Here is a 19432-nt window from a genome sequence, read left to right as displayed (position 1 = left end):
GCAATAGGTCCCCGAATCGGCATGAGATCCCCCGTGAATAGCCACAGCCGAGCAAACCCGGCCGCAACCGGATCGAATTACCTTGCGTTACAAGCGAATCCCCCTGTAGGACCCCTCGGTCGGAAACGCTAGCACGTCCACGACGCACGGGCCAGAGCGTTGTGTCGAACGACAACAACCGCTCAATAGGCGGCCTCTTCCCGTCCGCCCGGGTGCCGCCCGCGCCAGATCCAGAACACCGCGCTCGCCGCCAGCGCCCAGGCGGCGAGCACCAGGAAGGGGAACAAATGCTGATGACCGGCGAAGTAGACGGCGGTGTGCTGCGCGTTGACCGACGCGCCCGGCGGCAGCCAGCGTCCGATGCTGCCGAGAACCGAGGGGAGCAGCGGCCAGGACACCGCGCCGCCGGACGACGGGTTGCCCAGCAGCACCATCAGGCCCCAGGTCGGAATCATCGCCCACCGCCCGAACAGCGTGTTGAACATCGTGAAGATCATGCCGGAGGTGAACATGGTGAGCGCCAGGATGAACCACGACTCCACGAACGGCAGCCGCAGCGCGCCGAGCCACCAGTCCACCACCGCCGCGATGACGAACCCGCCCAGCACGGAATACGCCGCGGTGTAAGCGATCCGTTCGGCCGGATTCAGCGCTCGCGCATGGACACTCAGCTGAATGGCGCCCACGAAGCCGATGATCACGGCCGCCAGCGTGATGTAGAAGATGGCCAGTCCGCGCGGGTCGCCCGGTTGCAGCGGGTTGATGTCGGTGACCGTCACGGGGAGCTGCACCTGCCGCCCGACCTGCGTCGCAGCACTCGAAATCACTTCGGCCACAGACGATCCCGACGCGCTCGCGACATCGACGGTGACCCGATCCGGCTGCCGCACATCCATGATCGCGAAAACACGCTGCGCCTCAACGGCTTCGCGCGCCGCACCGGGATCGTCGAATCGGTCCACGTGCAGCGCGCCGTTCAGAGCCTTGTCCATGCCCGTCAGGTACGCGGCGTCCTGGCTCGGCGTCGTGCTGCCGGTCTGGAGCACCGCGACCGGGATCCGATGCGGAGTCGGATTGGCGAGGATGTAGGTGTACGAACCCGCGAACAGCCCGGCGGCGGCTCCCAGAATGAAGACCAGCACGGTCGCGGGCAGGAACGGGGAACGACGGAACCTGTCCCAGCGGGTACGCCAGTCGGCAACTCCGTCGCTATCCGGCTCGCCCTGCTGGCGACCTGTGTTTTCGGTATCGCTGTCGGGCATATCGACACCCTAGGGTCGGCAGTCGCCGCTGTCCGGCAACCTCGCGCTGTCCGGCCCGGCGAACGGCCTCAGTGCACCCGCGCCGGCGCGCCGAACCAGGGCGGGAGCGCGGCCCGGGCGTCGGGACCGTGCAGGGCGGTCGCCAGCGCCTCCACGGCCAAGGTGCGAGCGACGTTGGTGGCGTGGCAGTTTCGCAAACTGTCCAGCATCAGGAAGTCGTGGACCATGCCGAGCACGCGGACCGCGGTGACCTCGACGCCGGCCGCACGCAGCTTGGCGGCGTAGGCCTCGCCCTCGTCGCGCAGGACGTCGGCCTCGTCGGTGATCACCAGCGTCGGCGGCAGCCCGCGCAGCCGGTCGGCCTCGGCGCGCAGCGGCGACGCGTAAACCTCACCGCGCTGGCCGGGTTCGGACGTGTACTGATCCCAAAACCATTGCATGCCTTCGCGTGTCAGGTAGTAGCCGTCGGCGAATTGCAGATAGGACGCGGTATCGAAATTCGCGTCGGTGACCGGGTACAGCAGCACCTGCGCCGCCAGGTCCACGCCACCACGATCCTTGGCCATCAGCGCGAACACCGCGGACATATTGCCGCCGACCGAATCGCCGCAGACCGCCATCCGCGATCCGTCCAGCTCGTGTTCGGCGCCCTGCTCCACCACCCACCGGCCGACGGTCCAATTCTGCTCGATCGCCGTGGGGTACTTCGCCTCGGGCGACCGGTCGTATACCGGAAACACCACGGCGGCCCGCGCACCGACGGCCAGCTCCCGCACCAGTCGGTCATGGGTGTTCTCATCGCCGAAGACCCACCCCGCACCGTGGATATAGAAGATAACCGGAAGTGTGCCATCGACGCCGGCAGGCCGCACGATCCGGGCATGCACCGACCCGGTCGGCCCGCCCGTGACAGTGACCCACTCCTCGTCCACGGCCGGTTTGTCCACTCCTTCGCCGGTCTGCAGGCCGACGAGAATATCGCGGCCCTGGTCCGGCGGCACCTCGTAGATTCGCGGATGCGGGGACGTGGCCTCGGCAAGTTCCCGCGCTTCGGGTTCGAGCACCGGATCGGGCGGGTCGGGAAGCTGAGTCACGGAAGAACTCCTTTCGGTCACCGGCGGATCTGCGGAGGTGTGGCCTCGAGCAGTGGTAGCTACTCCGTTGCCACTATTCGTCAGCTATCGCGGGCTGTCAATGCTCGGGCCGACGACCTGGATCAGTCGAGCGTGTGCTGCGCCGGCGGCGGTTCGTCGCACGGCAGGACCAGCCACTGCGCGCGCTGCGCGTCCCAGCTCACCCGCAGCCACCCGGTGCGGTGAGTAGGCAGCCGCACCTGATCGAGGCGGGCCGCCATGGTGGGCGAGACGGTAGCGGGCAGCACCAATACGAGGCGAGAGCCCGGATCGACCAGGGTGACCGTGCCGGAGTCGCGGATCTCGGCCTCGGTGGCGCGGCGGCCCTTGCGCGTGAGCTTGCTACGCACCAGCTGGTAGACGTCCTCGGCCGCCTTCGTGGTGACGGCCTGCACGAACGGCAGCAGCACCGAGCCCGACAGCGCGCCGATCAACAGTTCGGACACGCCGCGGTCCGGGTCGGTTGCCGATCTCGTCTCGTGTTCGGTCGCATCGCTCATGGCGTCCACTATCTCCGAAGTGCCGTTGTCGGGGCGAGCATTACGGCCCTACGTGCACGTAGGGCGCCCACAGCGTCGGCCGATCCGGCTGTGCCGCACGCTGTTTGCGCACGGCGTGGTGTACCGCGCGGGCGGCGTTCGCGCTGTCCGCGCCGAGGGCGTCGTAGAAGTCGGCGGCGACCGCCGCGGCCGTGGCATCGGCGACCGCCCACAGGGTGCCGACGACATGCCGGAACCCGGCCATCCGGCAGGCGCCGACGATGTGCAGCGATTCGTCGTGCAACTCCTCCTGCGAGACGCCCGTCTCGCAGGCCGACAGGTAAGCCAGTTCGGCGTCGGTCAGCCGGAGCCGGGCGATGTCGGAGATTTCGAGCGGATCCTGTCCGTGGTCGTGGAGAACCAGTCGGCCGGGATGCGCCATGTCCGCGGCGCTGAGGGCGTGGCAGGCGAAGTGCGCCCAGGGGTGGTTCGGAAGTGCTTGCAGTACGGCTTGTTTGGTCGCCTCGCCGTCTGTGAGTACCCTCCCGGCCGGGAATCTTCGCTGCAACGCCGCGATTTCGGGGCGTACGCCCGGCAGTTCGGCGAATCCGTCGCTCGCCGCGACGCCGATGATGAGCGGCGACCCGGGTCGTGAATCGGTCGTTTCGGTGGTGGCGAGACTTCGTACGGTCGGAGCGTAGGAGGAGATCGCCCGGTCCAGCACGTACGGTCCGCCCGGCAATCCCGCCGCATGCAACGGCAAGGTGGTCAGCGCTCCGGTCGGCACCCACCAAAGTCGCGGCAGCTCGGTTGTTTCCGACGCTCGCGCGACGACCTGCGACTCCATGATCGGGCCGGCAACCGTGTGCCACAACCATTCCAGCGTCTCACCGATCACGCGGCGCGCACGTTCGCGGGTCGCGCCGTCGACGCCGGAGTGTTCTGCTAGTCCCGTCGCCGATCGGAATTCGTCTGCGCGTTGGAGCAACTCGGCTTGGGTGAGGCTCGGCAGCGCGATCGGCTCGATGGTGTTCTCGCACAACAGGAGTGCGTCGCAGCGCAACGGACTCACCGAGAGGACGACCACGACCCCGTTGGTCGGCAATTCGCGGGTCAACTCCGCGGTGGTAGGTGTGAGTAGGAACCGATCGAAGCCGGGAAGCCCGCGGATCTCGTCGACCAGCCGGTCGAATTCCGTTGCTACCGCGTGCCGGTCCACACCGGTGGGGAACGCGGGGGAGGAGAAGCCGGCGTGCTCGATGTCGTCCGGCTGGTCCAGCGCGGTCTGCACCGCGGCGAATCGCCGTGCCAGTTCCGGGTGGGCGCGGTGCAGCTCCGTCAGGTCCGTGCGGGCCTGGATCGCCTGTGCGAGAAGAATTCCCCGGCCGTGTTCGAGCAACCGCAGTGCGAGGGCGGGGCGTTTCAGCGCCATCGCGCAGGCGGCGGCGTCCCGGGCCAGACCCGAGAATTCGGCGAGCAGGCGTTCCCGGTCCCGATGCGGCAACTGTCGCGCGACGGCACGGGGCAGCAGAGCCACCGCCTGTTCGAAAAGTGGCATGGCGGAGGCGAAATCGAGTTCGCCGGTGTCGTTGCGCATCCGGGAGAATGCCCAGTGCTGGGCTGCGGTGACGCGGTATTGCGCCGGAGTGGTCGGGTCCTGGGCCACCCGGCGAAAGATGTCGACCGCTGCCGCATCCGCCCTGTGGTCGCCACGCAGCGCCGACCGGGCGATCAGGGCGGACGCGTGCGTGAGCATCGCCTGGGCGTGCAGGAAATGGCCAGCGGGCACCGCGCCGACGAGTTCGCGGGAAGTGCGTAGCAACCGCTGCTCGAACTTGCCCGGTGCGCGCCGATTTCGCAGCCGCGCAAGCGGTCCCGACGCCTCGCGCCGGGCGGGCACGAACCTGTCGCCGACGCCGAGCCTGCGCGGATCGACGTCGAGCCACCCCCATTCGGCGAAGACCTCGGCGCGGCGCACCGAATGCAGCGCGGCCAGGCGTTCGACACGGTTCGGATGGCCCGGAGGCGTGTTGCGAACGGCTCTTTCGGCGAGCGCGGCCGCCTCCGCGAGGTCGGTGCGCCGCCGACCGGCGTGGTAGCGGTCGAGCAGCAGATACGCCAGGTTGGACTCGAAACGTTGGCGCAGTATCAGATTCGTCCGAACAACCGACAACGCGTCTCTCGCGTATCCGATCGCCTCGTCGAGAATCATGGTCCTGTCGACCGCGCGCGACCAGTGGTACTGCCGCCGGAGTGCCTCCGCGAGATTCGACCGGATGTACGCGCGCAGTTCGCCTTCCGCGCCCGCCTCGGCTTCCCGCATCAGCTCGATCGCCTCGGTCAGCGCGGTGGAATCCTCGTGCCGCTGGGTGTAGGCCACCAACGTCTGCGCGAGACCGTTCAACCGCGAGTAACGCCGCGGATCACCGGCCGGTGTGCGCGCCAAGGCCGCTCGCGCCGCTGCGATCGCCTCGGCCACGTCGTCGTCGTTGCGCGTCATCCGCCACCGCAAAGTGAGGACGCCGGCGAGATTGGCGTAGAAGATCGGGGTTTCGGCGGTTTCCTCGTCGGGATAGCAGGCGAGTGCGGCACGGAACAGCGCGACGGCTCGGTCGAGATCCGCTGGGTCCCCGAAGCGTTCGAAGCGCGACCAGAGTGCGGTGCCGAGTCCGTTCGCGGCGGTACTGCGGATGTCGACGTTGTGGGCCGCCTCGAGAATGAGCGTGAATCCCGTGACAGCGTCATTCAACAGGGACAACTCGCCGCTGCGCTCGTACGCCGCGTGCCGCTGCTCGGCGAGCGCGTAGGCCGTCATCAGGAGGTGATACCCGGGCGAGCCCCACGCGTCGGGGAGCGGAGTCATCGACGAGAATCGTCGTCGGCGTCCTTCAGCAATCGCTCGGCCATGGCCTCCCCGAGCGGACCGCCGGCCCGCCGGAACCACTCGGCGGCGGCTCGCTTGTCCGTATTGATCAGGTGCATCGCGAGATTCGCCATGGCGTCGGTGTTACCCGCCTCCGCCGCCTTCCGAAACCATTCCGCCGCTTCGTCTTTTTGTCCCTTGACCTTCAACATGGTTCCGAGACGATTCATTTCGACCGGATCCCCCGTCGCGGCGGCCTGCCGCGCCGCGGTCTCCGTCGGCATCACGCTGTAGGTGAACCCACCCGTCGACCCGCCGGTATATGGCAAGGGTTGCTGCCGTGAACGCTTGCGCCGACCGAACATCCAGGATCTCCTCCCGTACGACCTGGATTTCATTCCAGTATGGCACGGCCTGCGGCCTGCGGAAGGTTCCCGGCGGGGCATGCGAAACTGCCCGCATGTCCCGCCTTCAGGTCGCCGTTCTCGCCTCCCACAACGGGTCGAATCTCCGCGCCCTCCACCGAGCCGCGCTCGCTGCGGACGCGTTGTTCACAGTGGCGTTGGTCATCAGCAACAACAGCGGATCGGGCGCACTCGCTTTCGCTCGCGAGGCCGAGATCCCCGCCCTTCATCTCTCCACCCGCACCCACCCGGACCCCGACGCGCTGGACGAAGCAATGTGCTCCGCCCTGTCCACGCATTCCGTCGACTTGGTTGTCACGGCGGGCTATATGAAGAAACTGGGTCCGCGCGTCCGCTCTCACTACGCGTCCCGAATCATCAATATCCACCCCGCGCTGCTCCCGCGTCACGGCGGAAAAGGGATGTACGGCAGGGCTGTCCATGAGTCCGTGCTCGCCACCGGAGACAAAATCTCGGGCCCTACGGTTCACATCCTCACCGACGCCTACGACTCCGGCCCGATCATCGCCCGCCGCGAGGTCCCCGTACTACCCGACGACACCCCGGACACCCTTGCCTCCCGAGTTCTCGCCGCGGAACACGAGCTGCTGCCCGAGGTGGTCCAGCGGATTGCGGGGCGGCGGGAGATGCGTCCTGGCTTGCCGACCTCCTGAGCGTGGCTAGCTGATCGGCAGGGCACCGAGGACCGGGCCGAACCCCCAGTTCAGCATGCGTTCGGCGTCGTCGGCGGCGACGGTTTCGTCGTCGGGTGAGCTGTGCAGGACCACGCCGATGAGAGGCTGGCCGGCTCGGACGGCCATGAACAGCAGGCAGGTTCCCGCGGCGTCGGTGGAACCGGTTTTGATGCCGGTGGTGCCGCGGTAGTTCTGCAGCAGCAGGTTCGTGGTCTCCCAGACGTGATCGCGGTTGGCCGGGCCCGCGGGGACATGAAAGTTTTGGAGCCTGACGATGTCGCGGAATTCCGGGTGGCTCATCGCGCGCAGGCCGAGCGTCACCAGGTCGGCAGGGGTGGACTGCGTGGAATAGCCGTCGGGATAGGGCAATCCGCTGGGGTCGCTGAAATGCGTACCCGCCAGCCCGAGTTGCCGAGCGGTGTCGTTCATCTTGGCGATGAACGCGTCCTGACCGGGTCCGTAGGCCTCGGCGAGCGCATAGGCGGCATCGCATCCGGAGGGCAGCAGCAACGCGTGCAGCAACTGCCGCGCGGTGAGCACTTCGCCGGGAACCAGGTCGGCGGTACTGGCCCCGAATTTGTTGTCGTAGGGAATCACCTCCCCGGGCACCGTGATCGGCCGCTCCAGATCACCGGCATTGATCACCACGAGCGCCGTCATCACCTTCGCGATACTGCCGATCGGCGCAGGCGTATTCACTTCCCGCGACCACCGCATCATCCCGGTATACCCATCCGCCAACGCAGCCCCCACCGCCTGCACCCCCTCCGGCTCCCCCACAGGCCACCCGGACACCTGCCGATGCGAGATATCCGCAACCGGCACCGCCCCAGCAACCTGCCCACCCCCCACCACAAGCACCCCGACAACCACAGCCTGCAACAACCGGGCAATTGATCGCATCACCACATCATGCCGCCCACCGAGGCCGACCAGCGGGATTTGGCGGTTGGGTCGTGCGGTCCTGACTGTGATTGCCGCGATCGGCACAGCTTGCTACGAGCGGCGGCGTGCTGAACTCGATCGGCTGGCGCGGGCAGCGGATGTGCGCCGTAAACGCAATCGGAGGGTGCCGAGCGCATCCTCCTTCGAGAGCCGCGTGGACCCGGCGCTAGGCGTTCTTCCAGCTCGACCATTCATAGGCGCCGGTGTTGTGGTTTCGTTCGCCGACCCGGTATCTCGATACCGAGGCGACCGGGAGGTGGCCGGTTCCTGATCGGCACCCGTCCGGGTCGCCGAGGATGGTGCGGGAGCCGTCGGCGGGGTCCTCGTATTGGATTACACCGAGGCGGTCGTTGCAGTTGTTGTCCCTGATATAGACGTTGTGGTGATCGCTGGAGACGTATCCGTGGTTGTCACGCCAGAAGATCTCCGTGAAATGAGCTTCGGCAGGTGCCGAGGAGACCAGCGTGATGGTGATTCCCGCAGCAGCGGCTACAGCGATGCCGATCCTGTGCGACACGGGGACCACGCCCCTCGAGATGTCGATTTTCGGTGTCCTCGTCGACCGGACAGTGCCATCGTATCCGAAAGGTAATCGGCAACGGTAGGCATCGAGTGCGAAAGCTGTTGCAACACAGGGTTATTGAAGTTTGCAGCGTCGGCGTGGGTGGATCGTGGACGACGCGGTCGGCGAGCGGTTCGGATCCCGTATGAGACACAAAAACCGCAGGTCTGCGACCTGCGGTTTCGTTTGTGGACTTCGTAGGAGGTTACGCCAGGAAGGACTACCTCAGAGATCGCCTGGACTCCCTGAAGGGTCGCCTGGCCTCCATCGTGCCGCGTCAGCCCAAACCCGTTGCGCCGCACCGTCATGCGCTCAAGCGCCGGGTAAGCCAAGACGAACGTACTCAGATCGTCGCCAAGTACGAGGGCGGAACCAGCTCCAACCAACTCGTCGCCGACCACAAGCTTGCCAAAGGAACGATCCTCAAGATACTCCGTGAAGATGGCGCGAGCATGCGCCGCCAAGGCCTGACCGAGCAACAAGTAGCGGACGCAGCGGACTTCTACCGGGCAGGCCGTTCCCTCGCATGGATCGGCGACAAGCTCGGATTCAGTCCCACGACGGTCGGTAAGGCGCTGACCTCAAGTGACGTCATGTTGCGCGATCCTCACGGGCGTGAACGATGCACAGGGGAGGATCGCAATCAAATTACACAGAAATAGAGGAAAGTCTGTCCGTTTGACAGATGACAACCAGCGCGACACGCCGCGTTCCAAAGTTAATCAACCTACTACCTGCGGAGTATTCTGCTAGTGCTGGGATATGTGTCGTTCGGGGCGTATAGTTGGAGCAGGTATGGAATTATATTTTTCAGACTATTTCGAGGTTGACCCCGAAAATCTTGAGAGGTACGGGGCTCTTGACATCAGCGTCGTAACTGACCTGCCACTTTTCATAGACCCCTTCCTGCTATTCAACAGCGAAAAGCCTGAGTACCAGCAATTACACGAGGATATTATTAGATACTTAGCCTTTCTTCGCGACGAGGCCAATCCTGACCTCGATCCGGCTCTGGTCAAGGCATGGTATCGCTTTAAAGAAGTGAAACAGAACTGGCTGGGCTTCACGGTACTCGGCAATAGCGGCCACGCCCTAGGGCGGGATTTCGCCAACGCACTCCATAGCTCACTTGGAAGTATTCTATCGAACTTCGGTCGAGAAGATATCACCCGAAGCAGCCACCTAGAGAAGCTCGCTCTTATCAAGGGAGGTGTTGGGCGCGATAGCATCAGCGACTTCACCACCAACCTTATCAAGGACTATCTCCTCCTATACACAGAGGCATTTGCGAAAGAACACCTCGATCCGAAATATTGTGCGCACTTCTCGGTTCCGCATGCTCGATTCAATTACGAGACTAAGACCTGGGAGACGCGCAAGTACTATCTGCCTAAGCTCCGAAATGATTACGTCGTACTTACGCCTTTGGATATGCTGACCAGGGATGAGACATGGATCAATTACTCGGATATGATAAGGCAGTTTGATCATCTACCTGACGCGGTAGACAATGACCAGCTGCGCGCGCAGATTAATCAGTATTTCCGCGCGCGTCTTGGCAAGAAGCCCTCAGCCAAGGATCGCGCCGAAGCTGCTGCGGCGACCGTTCGGGAATTTCGCGAGCTGGTAGATCTTTATATTAAGCTGAAAGAGGACAGCGGCGACAACGCTCAAGCAATCAGCTCAAAAAAGACTGACGATACTCGAACAGCTTTGGTTGAGCAGGTGCGTGCGGCGATTGTTGATATCGAGAAGAAGACCAACTTCTACGATAAGAACTGGAGTAGCTACGACGAGGCTCGCGAACGAGTTCTAGTGTTCAAGCACTATGTAGAGCATCAAGACGGCTATAAACTCATTAATCGGGGAAATGGCGAGCCGTTCTCAAACGAAACAGAAGTACAACTCTTCTTCGGGCTGGCATGGTGCAGCACAGATTTCGATGTCAACCGTGAGCCCAATAATGGGCGCGGCCCGGTCGACTTCAAGGTCAGCTATGGAGCGGGCGACAAATCGCTAATCGAGTTCAAACTTGCGAAAAGTTCCAGCTTGAAACGGAATCTTGAAAAGCAAGTTGCTATCTACGAGAAAGCCAACAAGACCGATTCCTCTTTGAAAGTTATCATCTGCTATACCGCAGAGGACCAGGCGAAACTACGCCGAGTACTAGTCGAACTCGGTTTGGCTGACGATGAGTCGATCATTGCGATTGATGCACGCAGTGACAATAAGCCTTCCGCATCCACCGCATGAGGCCCCTGGCTTAGCCGACTGCCATGCTACTGGAACCCGACCAGGGAAAGGCGCAGCCACTTACATGACAAGCGGCACGTGGTCCCCGAACTGATCAGTACGTGCGCTTATCGTTGACTATGTGTCAAGAAAATCCCATTCATCGCCGAGTACCCACCGAAGGGCCGATAGCTTACCATTCAACATTCCAAGTTCGAAATCTGAATTCGGCCAAAGTGCATCCGCACCTCCGCGTTCATCTTCGATACGCTTACGAGCTGATGCTGCAATCTCCTGATGCTTTCTAAGCTCATCGGAAGCTCCCTGCTGCTCAAGCCTATAATCGTGCATGAGAGAGCGGTGATACCAGACGCGGTCGAAGTATTCCTTTTCCGCCTCCAATACCTCGCTTAATGTTCGGGGGTCTTCGCTGAAACCATAGTTAGATAAAATGTCATTAAGAATTTCTTCACCGATGATGTCATACAGTATGGCTTGTAAGCCATCTACTCCTAGGCCGTATAATGATCCATCTCTCGCGAACAAATCGCTGAGATCAGAGTGCGGCTCCCGCTTGTCACCGTTAGGATTTGAAAAATCATCGGAGTTTGATGTCACGAACGCGTGAGCAGCGACCACAGTATCGCTGCTAGCTTCATCCTCTCGCAAGCATGATGCGTAGAGTTCGATTAGCAGCGCGTCCGCGACACTACCTGGCTTATGATGAAACGGTGCCCTTTTGTCTAGGCCGCGCTGCACGACTTGATAATGCTCGTCCGCAGTGGCCTCAAGTCGCGTCCCATTTCGTAGCAGAGTTAAAATATCATCGAAGTTCCGTGTTGCCATCGCGCTTATTAGTGGGACATGATACGCAACCTCATCCAGCGCACGCCGCTGCTCTTCGTTGCCGTACTCGTTGATATCACGTCTGATCAGCTTGAAACGCTCGGCCATCTGTCTTGTGATTGTCGACTCTACACCTGAGCGATTTCGCTCGAACTCTTCAATTATCAGATCCGGTACCAGAAGCTGTATTAGTCCATCTTGAATAAGGTCGTACAGAGCCCCTATCCAGCGGTGGCCATCGCGACGTTTTGCGAGGTCGAGCCACGTAGAAGTATCAATGAGGAGGCGCGCTGGTGAATCCGGGCTGTCAGCGTCCAAGGGTTTAGTATTGATACTCATGTGTAAAATAATAACACGCTGCTCATTTCACTTTATTGAGGAAATTATTAGCCAGTGCAATCAGCTCAGCGCTGTCCAACCATGCCAGGGTCGCAGGCCACGAGAACCACTGATGCAGGCAAGGCGTACTAATGCTTGCTCTGTCTGGTTGGAGTTTTCCGTAGCACGCTGAATCGCCATCGTCGTCATCCGAAACTCCCGGATGTCCCGCAGCAGCTCGAACCCCTCCCATGTTGTGACGTCATACCCATACACATCGCAGAACTCGCCATACTGTTTCGCGCTGATCCAGCCGAACGACGACCACTTGATCGCCGTGTGTACCAAGTCCCACTCCGGCGGCCCGAGCGACGTTCGCTCCAGGTCCAGCAGGATCACCCGGCCGTCATCAGCGGCTACGACATTGCCGCCCCAGGCGTCGCCGTGAATGACACACCAGGGCAGGCCGGTTGGCAGCTCGTCCCACCGCTGGCGCAACTCCGCCAGGTGCTCGCGCATCCAATGCCGGTCATCGTCAGGCAGAAAATTTGCTCGGTCGATCCGTTCCTCTAACCGGACGAACGGTGCCACCATGCCGGGGTCGAAGGCGGTGGGCGGCGTCAGACTGTGGAGCTTCTTTAGCGCGCCAGCCACCTGTGCGGGCGTGCCGTGATGATGGGGCGGCAGCTCGCGCCAGAACGTGACGGCTCGCCCGTCAACGTCCACTGGCTGTTCGATTCCCAGCACGACCTGCACTGCATCGACACCGGACGCCTCTAGCCACTGGGAGGCCACCACTTCCCGCAAGGCGGCAGCCTGTTGCCCCGGCCGGCTGATCCGTACGACCACGTCGCCACGAAGCCGGTAGATGACATTTTCGCTGCGCCGCAGGAGTTCGGCGTCGGTGGGGTCGAGCCCGACTTTCAAACAAGCTGACCGAAGGGCCGCGGACGCTTCATCTTCGGTCGTCCCGCTCATACCCCCGCCACGACACTGTCGATGCGCGTCCGCAGTTCGGCGGCTTCTGTCACCGTTCGATGTTGCGTGGCGTACCTCGCCAGTTCCCGCAGATCATCGGCCGCCCGGCGTGAGCGGATGTGGCCCGCGTCCACCAGGGCGGCAGTACCAAACGTGGCGGCTTCGTGCGGATCACCGGTTGCCATGGTGAGCGACGCCAGTTTGATGCCGGAAATCGCACGAGACCGAACATACGTGTCGGTATGTCCAGTGACAGCAGCCTGGAGCCGCTGCTTCGCTTCGGTGGCAAACCGGCCCTGTACGGCCAGATCAAACAGGGCATGACCAGTATCGCCCGAGTGCTGTGCCACGTCGTAGTACGACATCCATGGCGGATCATCCTGCGGCGAGGCCTGAGAAAATGCTTCGTCAGCTTGGCCGACCGCCCACATAGCTTCTTCCACGCGGCGAAGCTTCGCTAGTGCCCGCGCCCTGGCGGACTGCAACATGGCGCATTCCGTGGCGGTCAGGCGATCCGAGCGCACCATCGCGAGTTCGATGTAGGTCAGCCCATCGTCGGGGTTGCCGCACCAAACGGCCTGGCGGGCCATCGAGGACAACACTTTGCCTCGAAGGTGCCAGTCGCCCGCTTCTTCGGCGCAGGTCCAGGCCAAGCGGAACATGCTGCGGGCATCAGCATGGGCGTAGGCGTCGAAGGCCATAAAGCCCGCAGTGTGGCCGAGGAAACCAACGGCACTTTGAAGCTCAGCTCGATGTCGATCTGAGCAGTGAGCGTTGAGCAGGCTGACCGCATAGCGAAGCTGCGCGCCAACCGCTTCACGGACAAGCCCGCCGCCGTAAGCGTGATCCCAGGTGCTGAACTCGCGGGCAGTTCGGCGGATCTGTTCAATTTCAGTGGCGCCCACCGTCGACGGCACGGGCGTGGGCTGGATCGTGCTGAGTAGTTCCATCAGCGGCGCAGCAGCTCCGGCGGCCGTGACACCAAGCGCGGCGCGGAGAAAATCTTGGCGCTTCACGTCATCGAGGGTAGCGGCGGACGCACCGGGCAGCTTGAACCACAACAAGTCTCCAGGAATGCCAAGGATCTGCGCCCACCGGATCAGCTTGGACAGGTACTCGGGGGCTGGCCCCTTCTCCAAGCGGCTGAGCTGGGCTTGTGTCAATCCGAGCCAGCTGGCGACAAGTTCCTGTGGCAGTGTTCTGCCGTGGTACGGATGTATCCGGTACGCAGCAATAACCCGGCCCATGTGCCACGTCGCGAGCGCATCACGCAGCTGATCTGTCTGCCAGAAACTGAACGGCACCTGCGGCGGATGTGCCATCTCCTCTCGAAACGTGGCTTCGCAAGGGCCGCAGAAGGTCTGCCCGTTGTAGCTGTTCAGCCGGTTGCCGCAACGTGTGCAATACCGCTGCAGTTTGGGTACCCGCGTCATCAATGCCCTCGGTCTGGTCGGGTCATGCGCCGTTTTCCCTGGTCGGGCGGACATTACCAGCGGTTGGACGCACCGGCTATACGTTCCATGTATATCGCATAACCGCTGGTAATCCGGCGTTGTGGACGGCATCACTGACCGACGCGATACGACGCGCGTATGCCCGAAATGCATGGGGGCGGTGCAGGGTTCGGCATATCGGCGGATTGACCCAATCGGCAACGGTTGAACCTGGCACCCGGTACCAAGCCGACGCCGTCCCCTCGGGGCGGCGCACCCGCCCCGGTGAGCCGGGCAGGTGGCGAAAGCCCTTGGTACTGGGTGCCTCTGACCGCATCACTTCGAGAGGTACCAGCCCATGCCGTACAGCACGCTCGCCATCCACCAACTCGTCAGCCTGACCGAGCAGGAAACCCATCTGGCTCCGGATGCACCGTTCACTGTCCAACAGGCGCATACCGTGATGCAGTTCCATGTGGCCTGCCGCGCCAAAAAATGTCCGCGTAAAGCGGCAGCGCTTCAGGCTCTCAGCGACGCCGGCCGGGTCGTGCCCTCCACGAGCAAACCCCGGTGAAGGGTCTTGTCGCCATGATGACCGAGCTGCCCCTGTTTCCGAACGCCGAGCATCTTCAACGTGCCTTCCGAGGTGACGTGGTGACGTCGCCGTTGATCAAGCTGACTGACGCTGCCTCGGCCATGATCCCCGTACACCACAAGCGGCGCGATGCTATCCGCCAGCTCAACGAGCCGGATTTGTTGTCTTCCAACGCTCTTCGCCAAATGGTCAAGAACTACAACGCAGCTGAAGTCCAGCTGGCCACACTCGCCGCCACGATTGACCAGATCGTGGCCTCAGTGCTCCGCAGTCGAAAGCATGTCGCCGGAGTCTGGCACACCGAAACCGTCGGCTTGGTCGTTTCGCGCTTGGCTGAGCTCTGGCTCAACTACCTGGACAGCCAAGCACACGAAGACGCCTACTGGGTGGCCCGGATGAGCGACGCCTACAACTGTCTAGTCGCGGAGCTGACAACCGGGCGGCGACTGCCGCCGGATATGTGAGCGGGGGTCGCAGTGCCAGAACCCTTGAACCATAAGACGTTCGTCCAGGCGGACGGCAAGCTCGCCGAGTTCATGTGCCAAGCGCATCTGATGGAGCTGACCGTCCTGCGGGCGCGGGAACTGCGGGAGATTCATCGGCACCACCACCCGGATGAGTGCGTCGTGCATCTGGAAGCGGCCTACCTACTGCTGGTCGAGGACGACTGCTGAGGTGATGGGACCCTTCGTTTGGATTCTGTGGCCCGGCTCGGTGATCTTCACGGCGGTGCTGAGCTACCGAGTTGGGGCGTACTGGAGTTCGGACGACTACCACCCAGGTCGGCACCGAGCAGGGAGGATGCCGAGCCAAGATCCGTGGGACGAGGAATACAGCGAAGAGGAAGACGAGAAGGGTGTCCGGCCGCTGCCGCCACGCCCGGTGCGCTGGTGGAGCGATGAGGATGATACGGAGGTGTTGCCGATTGTGGATGATGATTTATAAAAACTTGTTGCCAATTGAAAGGGGCCGTGTCGCGGGTGCGACACGGCCCTGTCCTTCAATCTTCCGAGTTGTCTTAATCGCTCTCGGCCGGGTCTTTCGACTCGGCCTCCTCGCGCATTGCCTCGATGGTGTCGAGATGCGTCTCGACTTGTTCCTCCAGGTCGGCGATCTTCTCGTTGTTCTCGGCCACAGTGTGGCGAAAATCGACCTCGTTGGCATAGAACAAAAAAAGAATCAGAACCAGATAGCCAACAAGAGAGACGTGTAGCGCGAAACATGTGTAGCGCCAACAGCCTACGGTTATGGCGAGCATGAGCATGAAGCACGCAGCAAAAAGGTTGCTCCAGTAGAAGAGTGACTTCAAGCTCCTCGGGGAAGGTGAAGGGTCTGTCGTCGCCATGATTGCCTCCGACGCGCATGTGACCTGAAGCTACAGGCCAATTGAGCCGCGACGAGAATGCCGACGACCGCTAGTTCTGCGCCAGTTGGCTCACAACCCACGGTGTCTTGATTGTATCATGTTTTGTATTAAATGTCAATTCCATGTAGCCCCTTGGCGAACTACTCGTCTAGGTCATAAAAGGCGCGATCGCCGAACTGTTTGTATCGGTATTCCGCAGCGTTGATCATGCACCACGATAGATAAAGGTCATACATATTCTGAATCTCTTTACTGCATAAGCGAAGTATCATAAATGAAGTTAATCTATGCATAAATACCCGACGATAGTCATAAGGCCCATCTCCGGGTCCGGCTTCGTCGAAGCCTACAGTTACCAAGCCGGTACGTTGCACTACTGATAGAACGGCCTCCACTTCGCTGCTGATCCCGACGCTGACCTGACGGCGATCTTTGGTGTCTTTGCCCCAGCTTGGGATCATGTCCAGAAACTCAAAATAATTCTCGTCCGTAAGACGGTATTTGTCGGTCACGGATAAATCTGATGATGGCTCAAAGCCGGACACTGCCTTGAATAGGTAGGCGCCGTTGGCAGTCCGATCCCATTCTCTTTTAATTTCCTGAACAGGCATTCCGTAATATCGCAGGCAGGCAAGCGTCAGTAGCCTAATGGACAGAGGGGCAGCCTTTTCCAGGCTGTTAAAGATCGACCTATAGTGGTTCCCGATACTTCGGTTCACCTCCTCGGACGCGCCATCAATTACTCTCAACAGTTCACCAGGATTCCTTAATTCTTGAAGATAGTCTTCAATAGATTTATTCAAGCCCACCGCCGCCCGGCAAGCTTGGTCTATGAGTAGCGCTCTTCCGAAAAGGGCTGTGGATATAGCCTCGCGTTTTTCAACTGAGGTGCCAGGGAGGTAATGACCGACAAGCTCGTGAGCTTCCTTGTCTTCTAGATCGCCTATCTCAATTGGCTTAGCACCCTCGACGTGGTGTGGCGGTAATGATCGACCTATGACGAGGATAGATGAAGACATATCCCGAAGGGACAGAATTTCAGGAAAATGTCGCACCTCATAGTTATCGATGACAAAGATTTTCCCAATGGGCTCTTTATGTAGAAGCTCGCAGAATTGCATCCGAACTTCGTCGTCGTTACGCGAAATTTCCACACCATGGTCGCGAAGTACCGCAACGAGCTGTAGATGGAGCCTGCGAGGATTAAACATATCCTCGCTGCAATCTATCCAAATAGCATTTACCGATGCTTCCTGAAAAGCCTGCCTCACGGCCGTGCTCTTGCCCGAGCCCGGCTCGCCGTATACCCATATCAGCTGTGGTGACAGATTGTGCAGCAACTCGAACAATTTGGCGGACACTTTCGGCCGAGTCACAAGGTAGGAAGCAGACGACAAGGATGGCTGCTCAGCTTGGTTTTGGAGCGTCTCGGATGCTTTGGCCATGTCGAGGAGGGCGTAGGCTACATCCTGACGGACGACATGGATCATTCGGCTCTTTGTGCTGGGTGACGCATTCTGCAATCCTGCAACTTGTACGACAGCGGGTCGATAGTGGGCGTCATACTGAAGCTCACTCAGTGGATGCCCACAAATTTCAATTACTTCGGGATCGCGAAAGCCGAAGATTATTTCCGCAATCCGATGCTCGTCGACGCCTCGCCAGGAACTGTCGCCACCAGCATCACGGTTCTTCTCAGGAGAACGGCCCGTCATTACTTTGGGAATTCGAGCAATTGCCTCTCGGATGGTAGAGGTAGCACTCATGCTCGGGCTGTGCTCCCAGCGTCTATCACCAACACAACGACGCACGATCTGAGCGACGGTTGGGAACTTGTTCCGCTCATCGACGTCTCCAGCCTGACGGAAAGCCTTCCGAAAGGGGTGGTCGGCAAGACGTTCGAGTTCACGAACGAGCTGCTTGAAGTCTTTGGCGGGATCGGCCATAGCTCTAGTATGGCGCAGAGTCAGTGGCTACTGGGCTTTAGGGAAGTATCCAGGAGGCGCAGCTCGAAGCTCGTGCTCTCCGCCAGCTGCGCGGTAACGTTCCTGGAGATCATCAATCTGCTCAGGGGTAAGCTCGTCACGCATTAGTACTGAGAGCTTTCTGCCTGCTACAACCCCAGTGTACGCCAACTCATCTCCGATCTTCATGACCGGATTTACACCCATTATGACTAGTGCATCCCGGGTAAAAGGCCAATCATGTTGGGCGAGACTGTCAACAATATCTACGGCTAGATCCCAATTACTCGCAATTTCACTATTCATACAGTCCGCTACGAGTTTTTTAACTCTCTCCGGATCACGGCTCGTGAGATCGCGCACCTCATAGGATAATTTGGCATCAAGCTTCGCGGCTGTAATGCTCATCGGATCGTAATCCTCCCCCTCGGGCCGTCGTAGTTGCTTGATTAGTGCAGACAGTCCTTGATGTGTCGCCAAAATCTCAGCGTCACTCAACACGTCAACATTGAATACCCGTACTTCGGGTGGGCGCTGCACTTCGTGCCATTCTGGCGGATGAGATATTTCGTGAGACATATTTCATTACCCAATAAACGCCTTTCGAGATGCTTTGTCAATAGCTTCTGACCGCCTAATGGGGGTGACGGTCAGCACACTGACCGCCTAAAGCCGTAGAGGGTCAGCGGGCTGCTATGGCAGATTTCGTGGTACCCGAAATTCACCACGGAAAGGCATCCAATGTCCTCATTACTTCCTCGGGCCAACTCTCAGTTGTCCATCCCCATACCCGACGGCTTCAGCCGTGCCGAAGGCCGAGAGCTGCAACGGCTCCAGAACAAGGAGATGACCCGCGGACTGGTCAGAGCTACCCGCGTTCAAGCAGCCGGCATGGTCGCCGCTATCGGCCTCCAGACCACGGCGATGCTGTCGCGGGAAGCCAGCTTCCACGCCGACGGCGACCCGGACACGGCCGCCCGGCTCGGCTACATCGTCGAGCAGTACGCCTCGTTCGTGGGCAATGAAATTTCGCGGTTCCAGCACTGACAGAAGGAGTTTCAACATGACCGATTTCAACCCGGCACCTATACCGGAAGAGTCCGACGACCTGACCCAACAGGCCTGCGAGCTGGCGGACCTCCTGAAGGTGACGCCGCCCGGCGACCACCCAATCGTGGCGGAGCACCTGGGCAACGGCGTGATTATCTACGTCGCCGGTGCCATGCACGACATCAAAGAGATGGTGGATGTCCACCACGACATGGCACCCGTTGCGGCGCACCGGGTCATGACGTTCGTGCAGCAGGTGTCCCGCGACACGATGGAGTGGATCAAGCAGTGGGCGCAGGAATGAGCC

Annotated in this window: 22 protein-coding genes; 9 read left to right on the top strand and 13 right to left on the bottom strand. The window is 61.1% G+C overall.

The features are described from left to right. Positions 1-182: 182 nt before the first annotated feature. The 5 genes from IU476_RS07485 to IU476_RS07465 all read right to left on the bottom strand — a co-directional run bounded on the left by IU476_RS07485 (position 183) and on the right by IU476_RS07465 (position 6102). Complete coding sequence (locus tag IU476_RS07485; protein ID WP_195098096.1) at positions 183-1262, bottom strand: ABC transporter permease; 1080 nt, start codon at positions 1260-1262, stop codon at positions 183-185. 68 nt (positions 1263-1330) lie between these two features. Beyond that, positions 1331-2356, bottom strand: a complete 1026-nt coding sequence (locus IU476_RS07480; protein WP_195098095.1) for an alpha/beta hydrolase — start codon at positions 2354-2356, stop codon at positions 1331-1333. Between the two features lie 122 nt (positions 2357-2478). Further along, positions 2479-2895 carry a hypothetical protein gene (locus IU476_RS07475; protein WP_195098094.1) on the bottom strand — a complete coding sequence of 139 codons (417 nt, stop codon included), beginning with the start codon at positions 2893-2895 and terminating at the stop codon, positions 2479-2481. 40 nt (positions 2896-2935) lie between these two features. Next, positions 2936-5737 carry a CHAT domain-containing protein gene (locus tag IU476_RS07470; RefSeq protein ID WP_195098092.1) on the bottom strand — a complete coding sequence of 934 codons (2802 nt, stop codon included), beginning with the start codon at positions 5735-5737 and terminating at the stop codon, positions 2936-2938. Then, the gene (locus tag IU476_RS07465) at positions 5734-6102 is read right to left on the bottom strand and encodes a tetratricopeptide repeat protein (protein ID WP_195098090.1); all 369 of its coding nucleotides are present in this window, start codon (positions 6100-6102) and stop codon (positions 5734-5736) included. Before IU476_RS07465 ends, IU476_RS07470 begins: the two co-directional genes overlap by 4 nt. A 95-nt stretch (positions 6103-6197) precedes the next feature. Between IU476_RS07465 and purN the strand changes: the two genes are divergently transcribed. Beyond that, positions 6198-6815, top strand: coding sequence for a phosphoribosylglycinamide formyltransferase (gene purN / locus IU476_RS07460; protein ID WP_195098087.1), 618 nt, complete (start codon positions 6198-6200; stop codon positions 6813-6815). A gap of 6 nt (positions 6816-6821) precedes the next feature. On the opposite strand, the gene IU476_RS07455 is transcribed toward purN, so the two are convergent. Both IU476_RS07455 and IU476_RS07450 read right to left on the bottom strand, forming a co-directional pair. After that, on the bottom strand, positions 6822-7826 hold the full coding sequence (locus tag IU476_RS07455; RefSeq protein ID WP_324193921.1) for a D-alanyl-D-alanine carboxypeptidase family protein: 1005 nt from the start codon (positions 7824-7826) through the stop codon (positions 6822-6824). A 121-nt stretch (positions 7827-7947) separates the two neighbouring features. Beyond that, positions 7948-8307, bottom strand: a complete 360-nt coding sequence (locus tag IU476_RS07450) for a hypothetical protein (RefSeq protein ID WP_195098085.1) — start codon at positions 8305-8307, stop codon at positions 7948-7950. A 224-nt stretch (positions 8308-8531) separates the two neighbouring features. Between IU476_RS07450 and IU476_RS07445 the strand changes: the two genes are divergently transcribed. Further along, a complete protein-coding gene (locus IU476_RS07445) occupies positions 8532-9005 on the top strand; it encodes a hypothetical protein (RefSeq protein ID WP_195098083.1) in 474 nt (157 codons plus the stop codon). A gap of 133 nt (positions 9006-9138) precedes the next feature. Next, a complete protein-coding gene (locus tag IU476_RS07440) occupies positions 9139-10596 on the top strand; it encodes a DUF8370 family protein (RefSeq protein ID WP_195098081.1) in 1458 nt (485 codons plus the stop codon). Positions 10597-10713: 117 nt separating this feature from the next. Here the strand turns inward: IU476_RS07440 and IU476_RS07435 are convergent, their stop codons facing one another. From IU476_RS07435 to IU476_RS07425, 3 genes are read right to left on the bottom strand one after another with little or no spacing between them, the layout of a single operon-like run. Then, the gene (locus tag IU476_RS07435; RefSeq protein ID WP_195098080.1) at positions 10714-11760 is read right to left on the bottom strand and encodes a PIN domain-containing protein; all 1047 of its coding nucleotides are present in this window, start codon (positions 11758-11760) and stop codon (positions 10714-10716) included. A gap of 60 nt (positions 11761-11820) precedes the next feature. Beyond that, positions 11821-12717, bottom strand: coding sequence for an aminoglycoside phosphotransferase family protein (locus IU476_RS07430; protein ID WP_195098079.1), 897 nt, complete (start codon positions 12715-12717; stop codon positions 11821-11823). After that, on the bottom strand, positions 12714-14150 hold the full coding sequence (locus IU476_RS07425; protein WP_228823318.1) for a helix-turn-helix domain-containing protein: 1437 nt from the start codon (positions 14148-14150) through the stop codon (positions 12714-12716). The genes IU476_RS07430 and IU476_RS07425 overlap by 4 nt, the downstream gene beginning before the upstream one ends. 358 nt (positions 14151-14508) lie before the next feature. Here IU476_RS07425 and IU476_RS07420 point away from each other — a divergent pair, with 358 nt between their 5' ends. The 4 genes from IU476_RS07420 (at position 14509) to IU476_RS07405 (ending at position 15690) form a co-directional block, all read left to right on the top strand. Then, complete coding sequence (locus tag IU476_RS07420) at positions 14509-14724, top strand: hypothetical protein (RefSeq protein WP_195098078.1); 216 nt, start codon at positions 14509-14511, stop codon at positions 14722-14724. A gap of 14 nt (positions 14725-14738) precedes the next feature. Next, the gene (locus IU476_RS07415) at positions 14739-15209 is read left to right on the top strand and encodes a hypothetical protein (protein ID WP_195098077.1); all 471 of its coding nucleotides are present in this window, start codon (positions 14739-14741) and stop codon (positions 15207-15209) included. 12 nt (positions 15210-15221) lie between these two features. Beyond that, positions 15222-15419, top strand: coding sequence for a hypothetical protein (locus IU476_RS07410; protein WP_195098076.1), 198 nt, complete (start codon positions 15222-15224; stop codon positions 15417-15419). A 127-nt stretch (positions 15420-15546) separates the two neighbouring features. Next, entirely contained in the window at positions 15547-15690 is a 144-nt protein-coding gene (locus tag IU476_RS07405; RefSeq protein WP_195098074.1) for a hypothetical protein, read from the top strand. Positions 15691-15763: 73 nt separating this feature from the next. Here the strand turns inward: IU476_RS07405 and IU476_RS07400 are convergent, their stop codons facing one another. The 3 genes from IU476_RS07400 to IU476_RS07390 all read right to left on the bottom strand — a co-directional run bounded on the left by IU476_RS07400 (position 15764) and on the right by IU476_RS07390 (position 18483). Further along, positions 15764-16090, bottom strand: coding sequence for a hypothetical protein (locus IU476_RS07400; protein ID WP_195098072.1), 327 nt, complete (start codon positions 16088-16090; stop codon positions 15764-15766). A 161-nt stretch (positions 16091-16251) separates the two neighbouring features. Then, positions 16252-18057 (bottom strand): ATP-binding protein, encoded by a 1806-nt coding sequence (locus IU476_RS07395; protein ID WP_195098070.1) that lies wholly within the window; start codon positions 18055-18057, stop codon positions 16252-16254. A gap of 27 nt (positions 18058-18084) precedes the next feature. Then, positions 18085-18483: a hypothetical protein gene (locus tag IU476_RS07390; RefSeq protein WP_195098066.1), complete on the bottom strand. Its 399-nt coding sequence runs from the start codon at positions 18481-18483 to the stop codon at positions 18085-18087. A gap of 483 nt (positions 18484-18966) precedes the next feature. Between IU476_RS07390 and IU476_RS35975 the strand changes: the two genes are divergently transcribed. Then, positions 18967-19122: a hypothetical protein gene (locus IU476_RS35975; protein WP_228823317.1), complete on the top strand. Its 156-nt coding sequence runs from the start codon at positions 18967-18969 to the stop codon at positions 19120-19122. Positions 19123-19138: 16 nt separating this feature from the next. Next, complete coding sequence (locus IU476_RS07380; RefSeq protein WP_195098062.1) at positions 19139-19429, top strand: hypothetical protein; 291 nt, start codon at positions 19139-19141, stop codon at positions 19427-19429. The last annotated feature ends 3 nt before the right edge of the window (positions 19430-19432 follow it).

The sequence above is a fragment of the Nocardia blacklockiae genome (genome assembly GCF_015477355.1).
In the GTDB taxonomy this organism is placed as follows: Bacteria; Actinomycetota; Actinomycetes; order Mycobacteriales; family Mycobacteriaceae; genus Nocardia; species Nocardia blacklockiae.
This window is presented reverse-complemented; position numbering and strand designations above follow the sequence as displayed.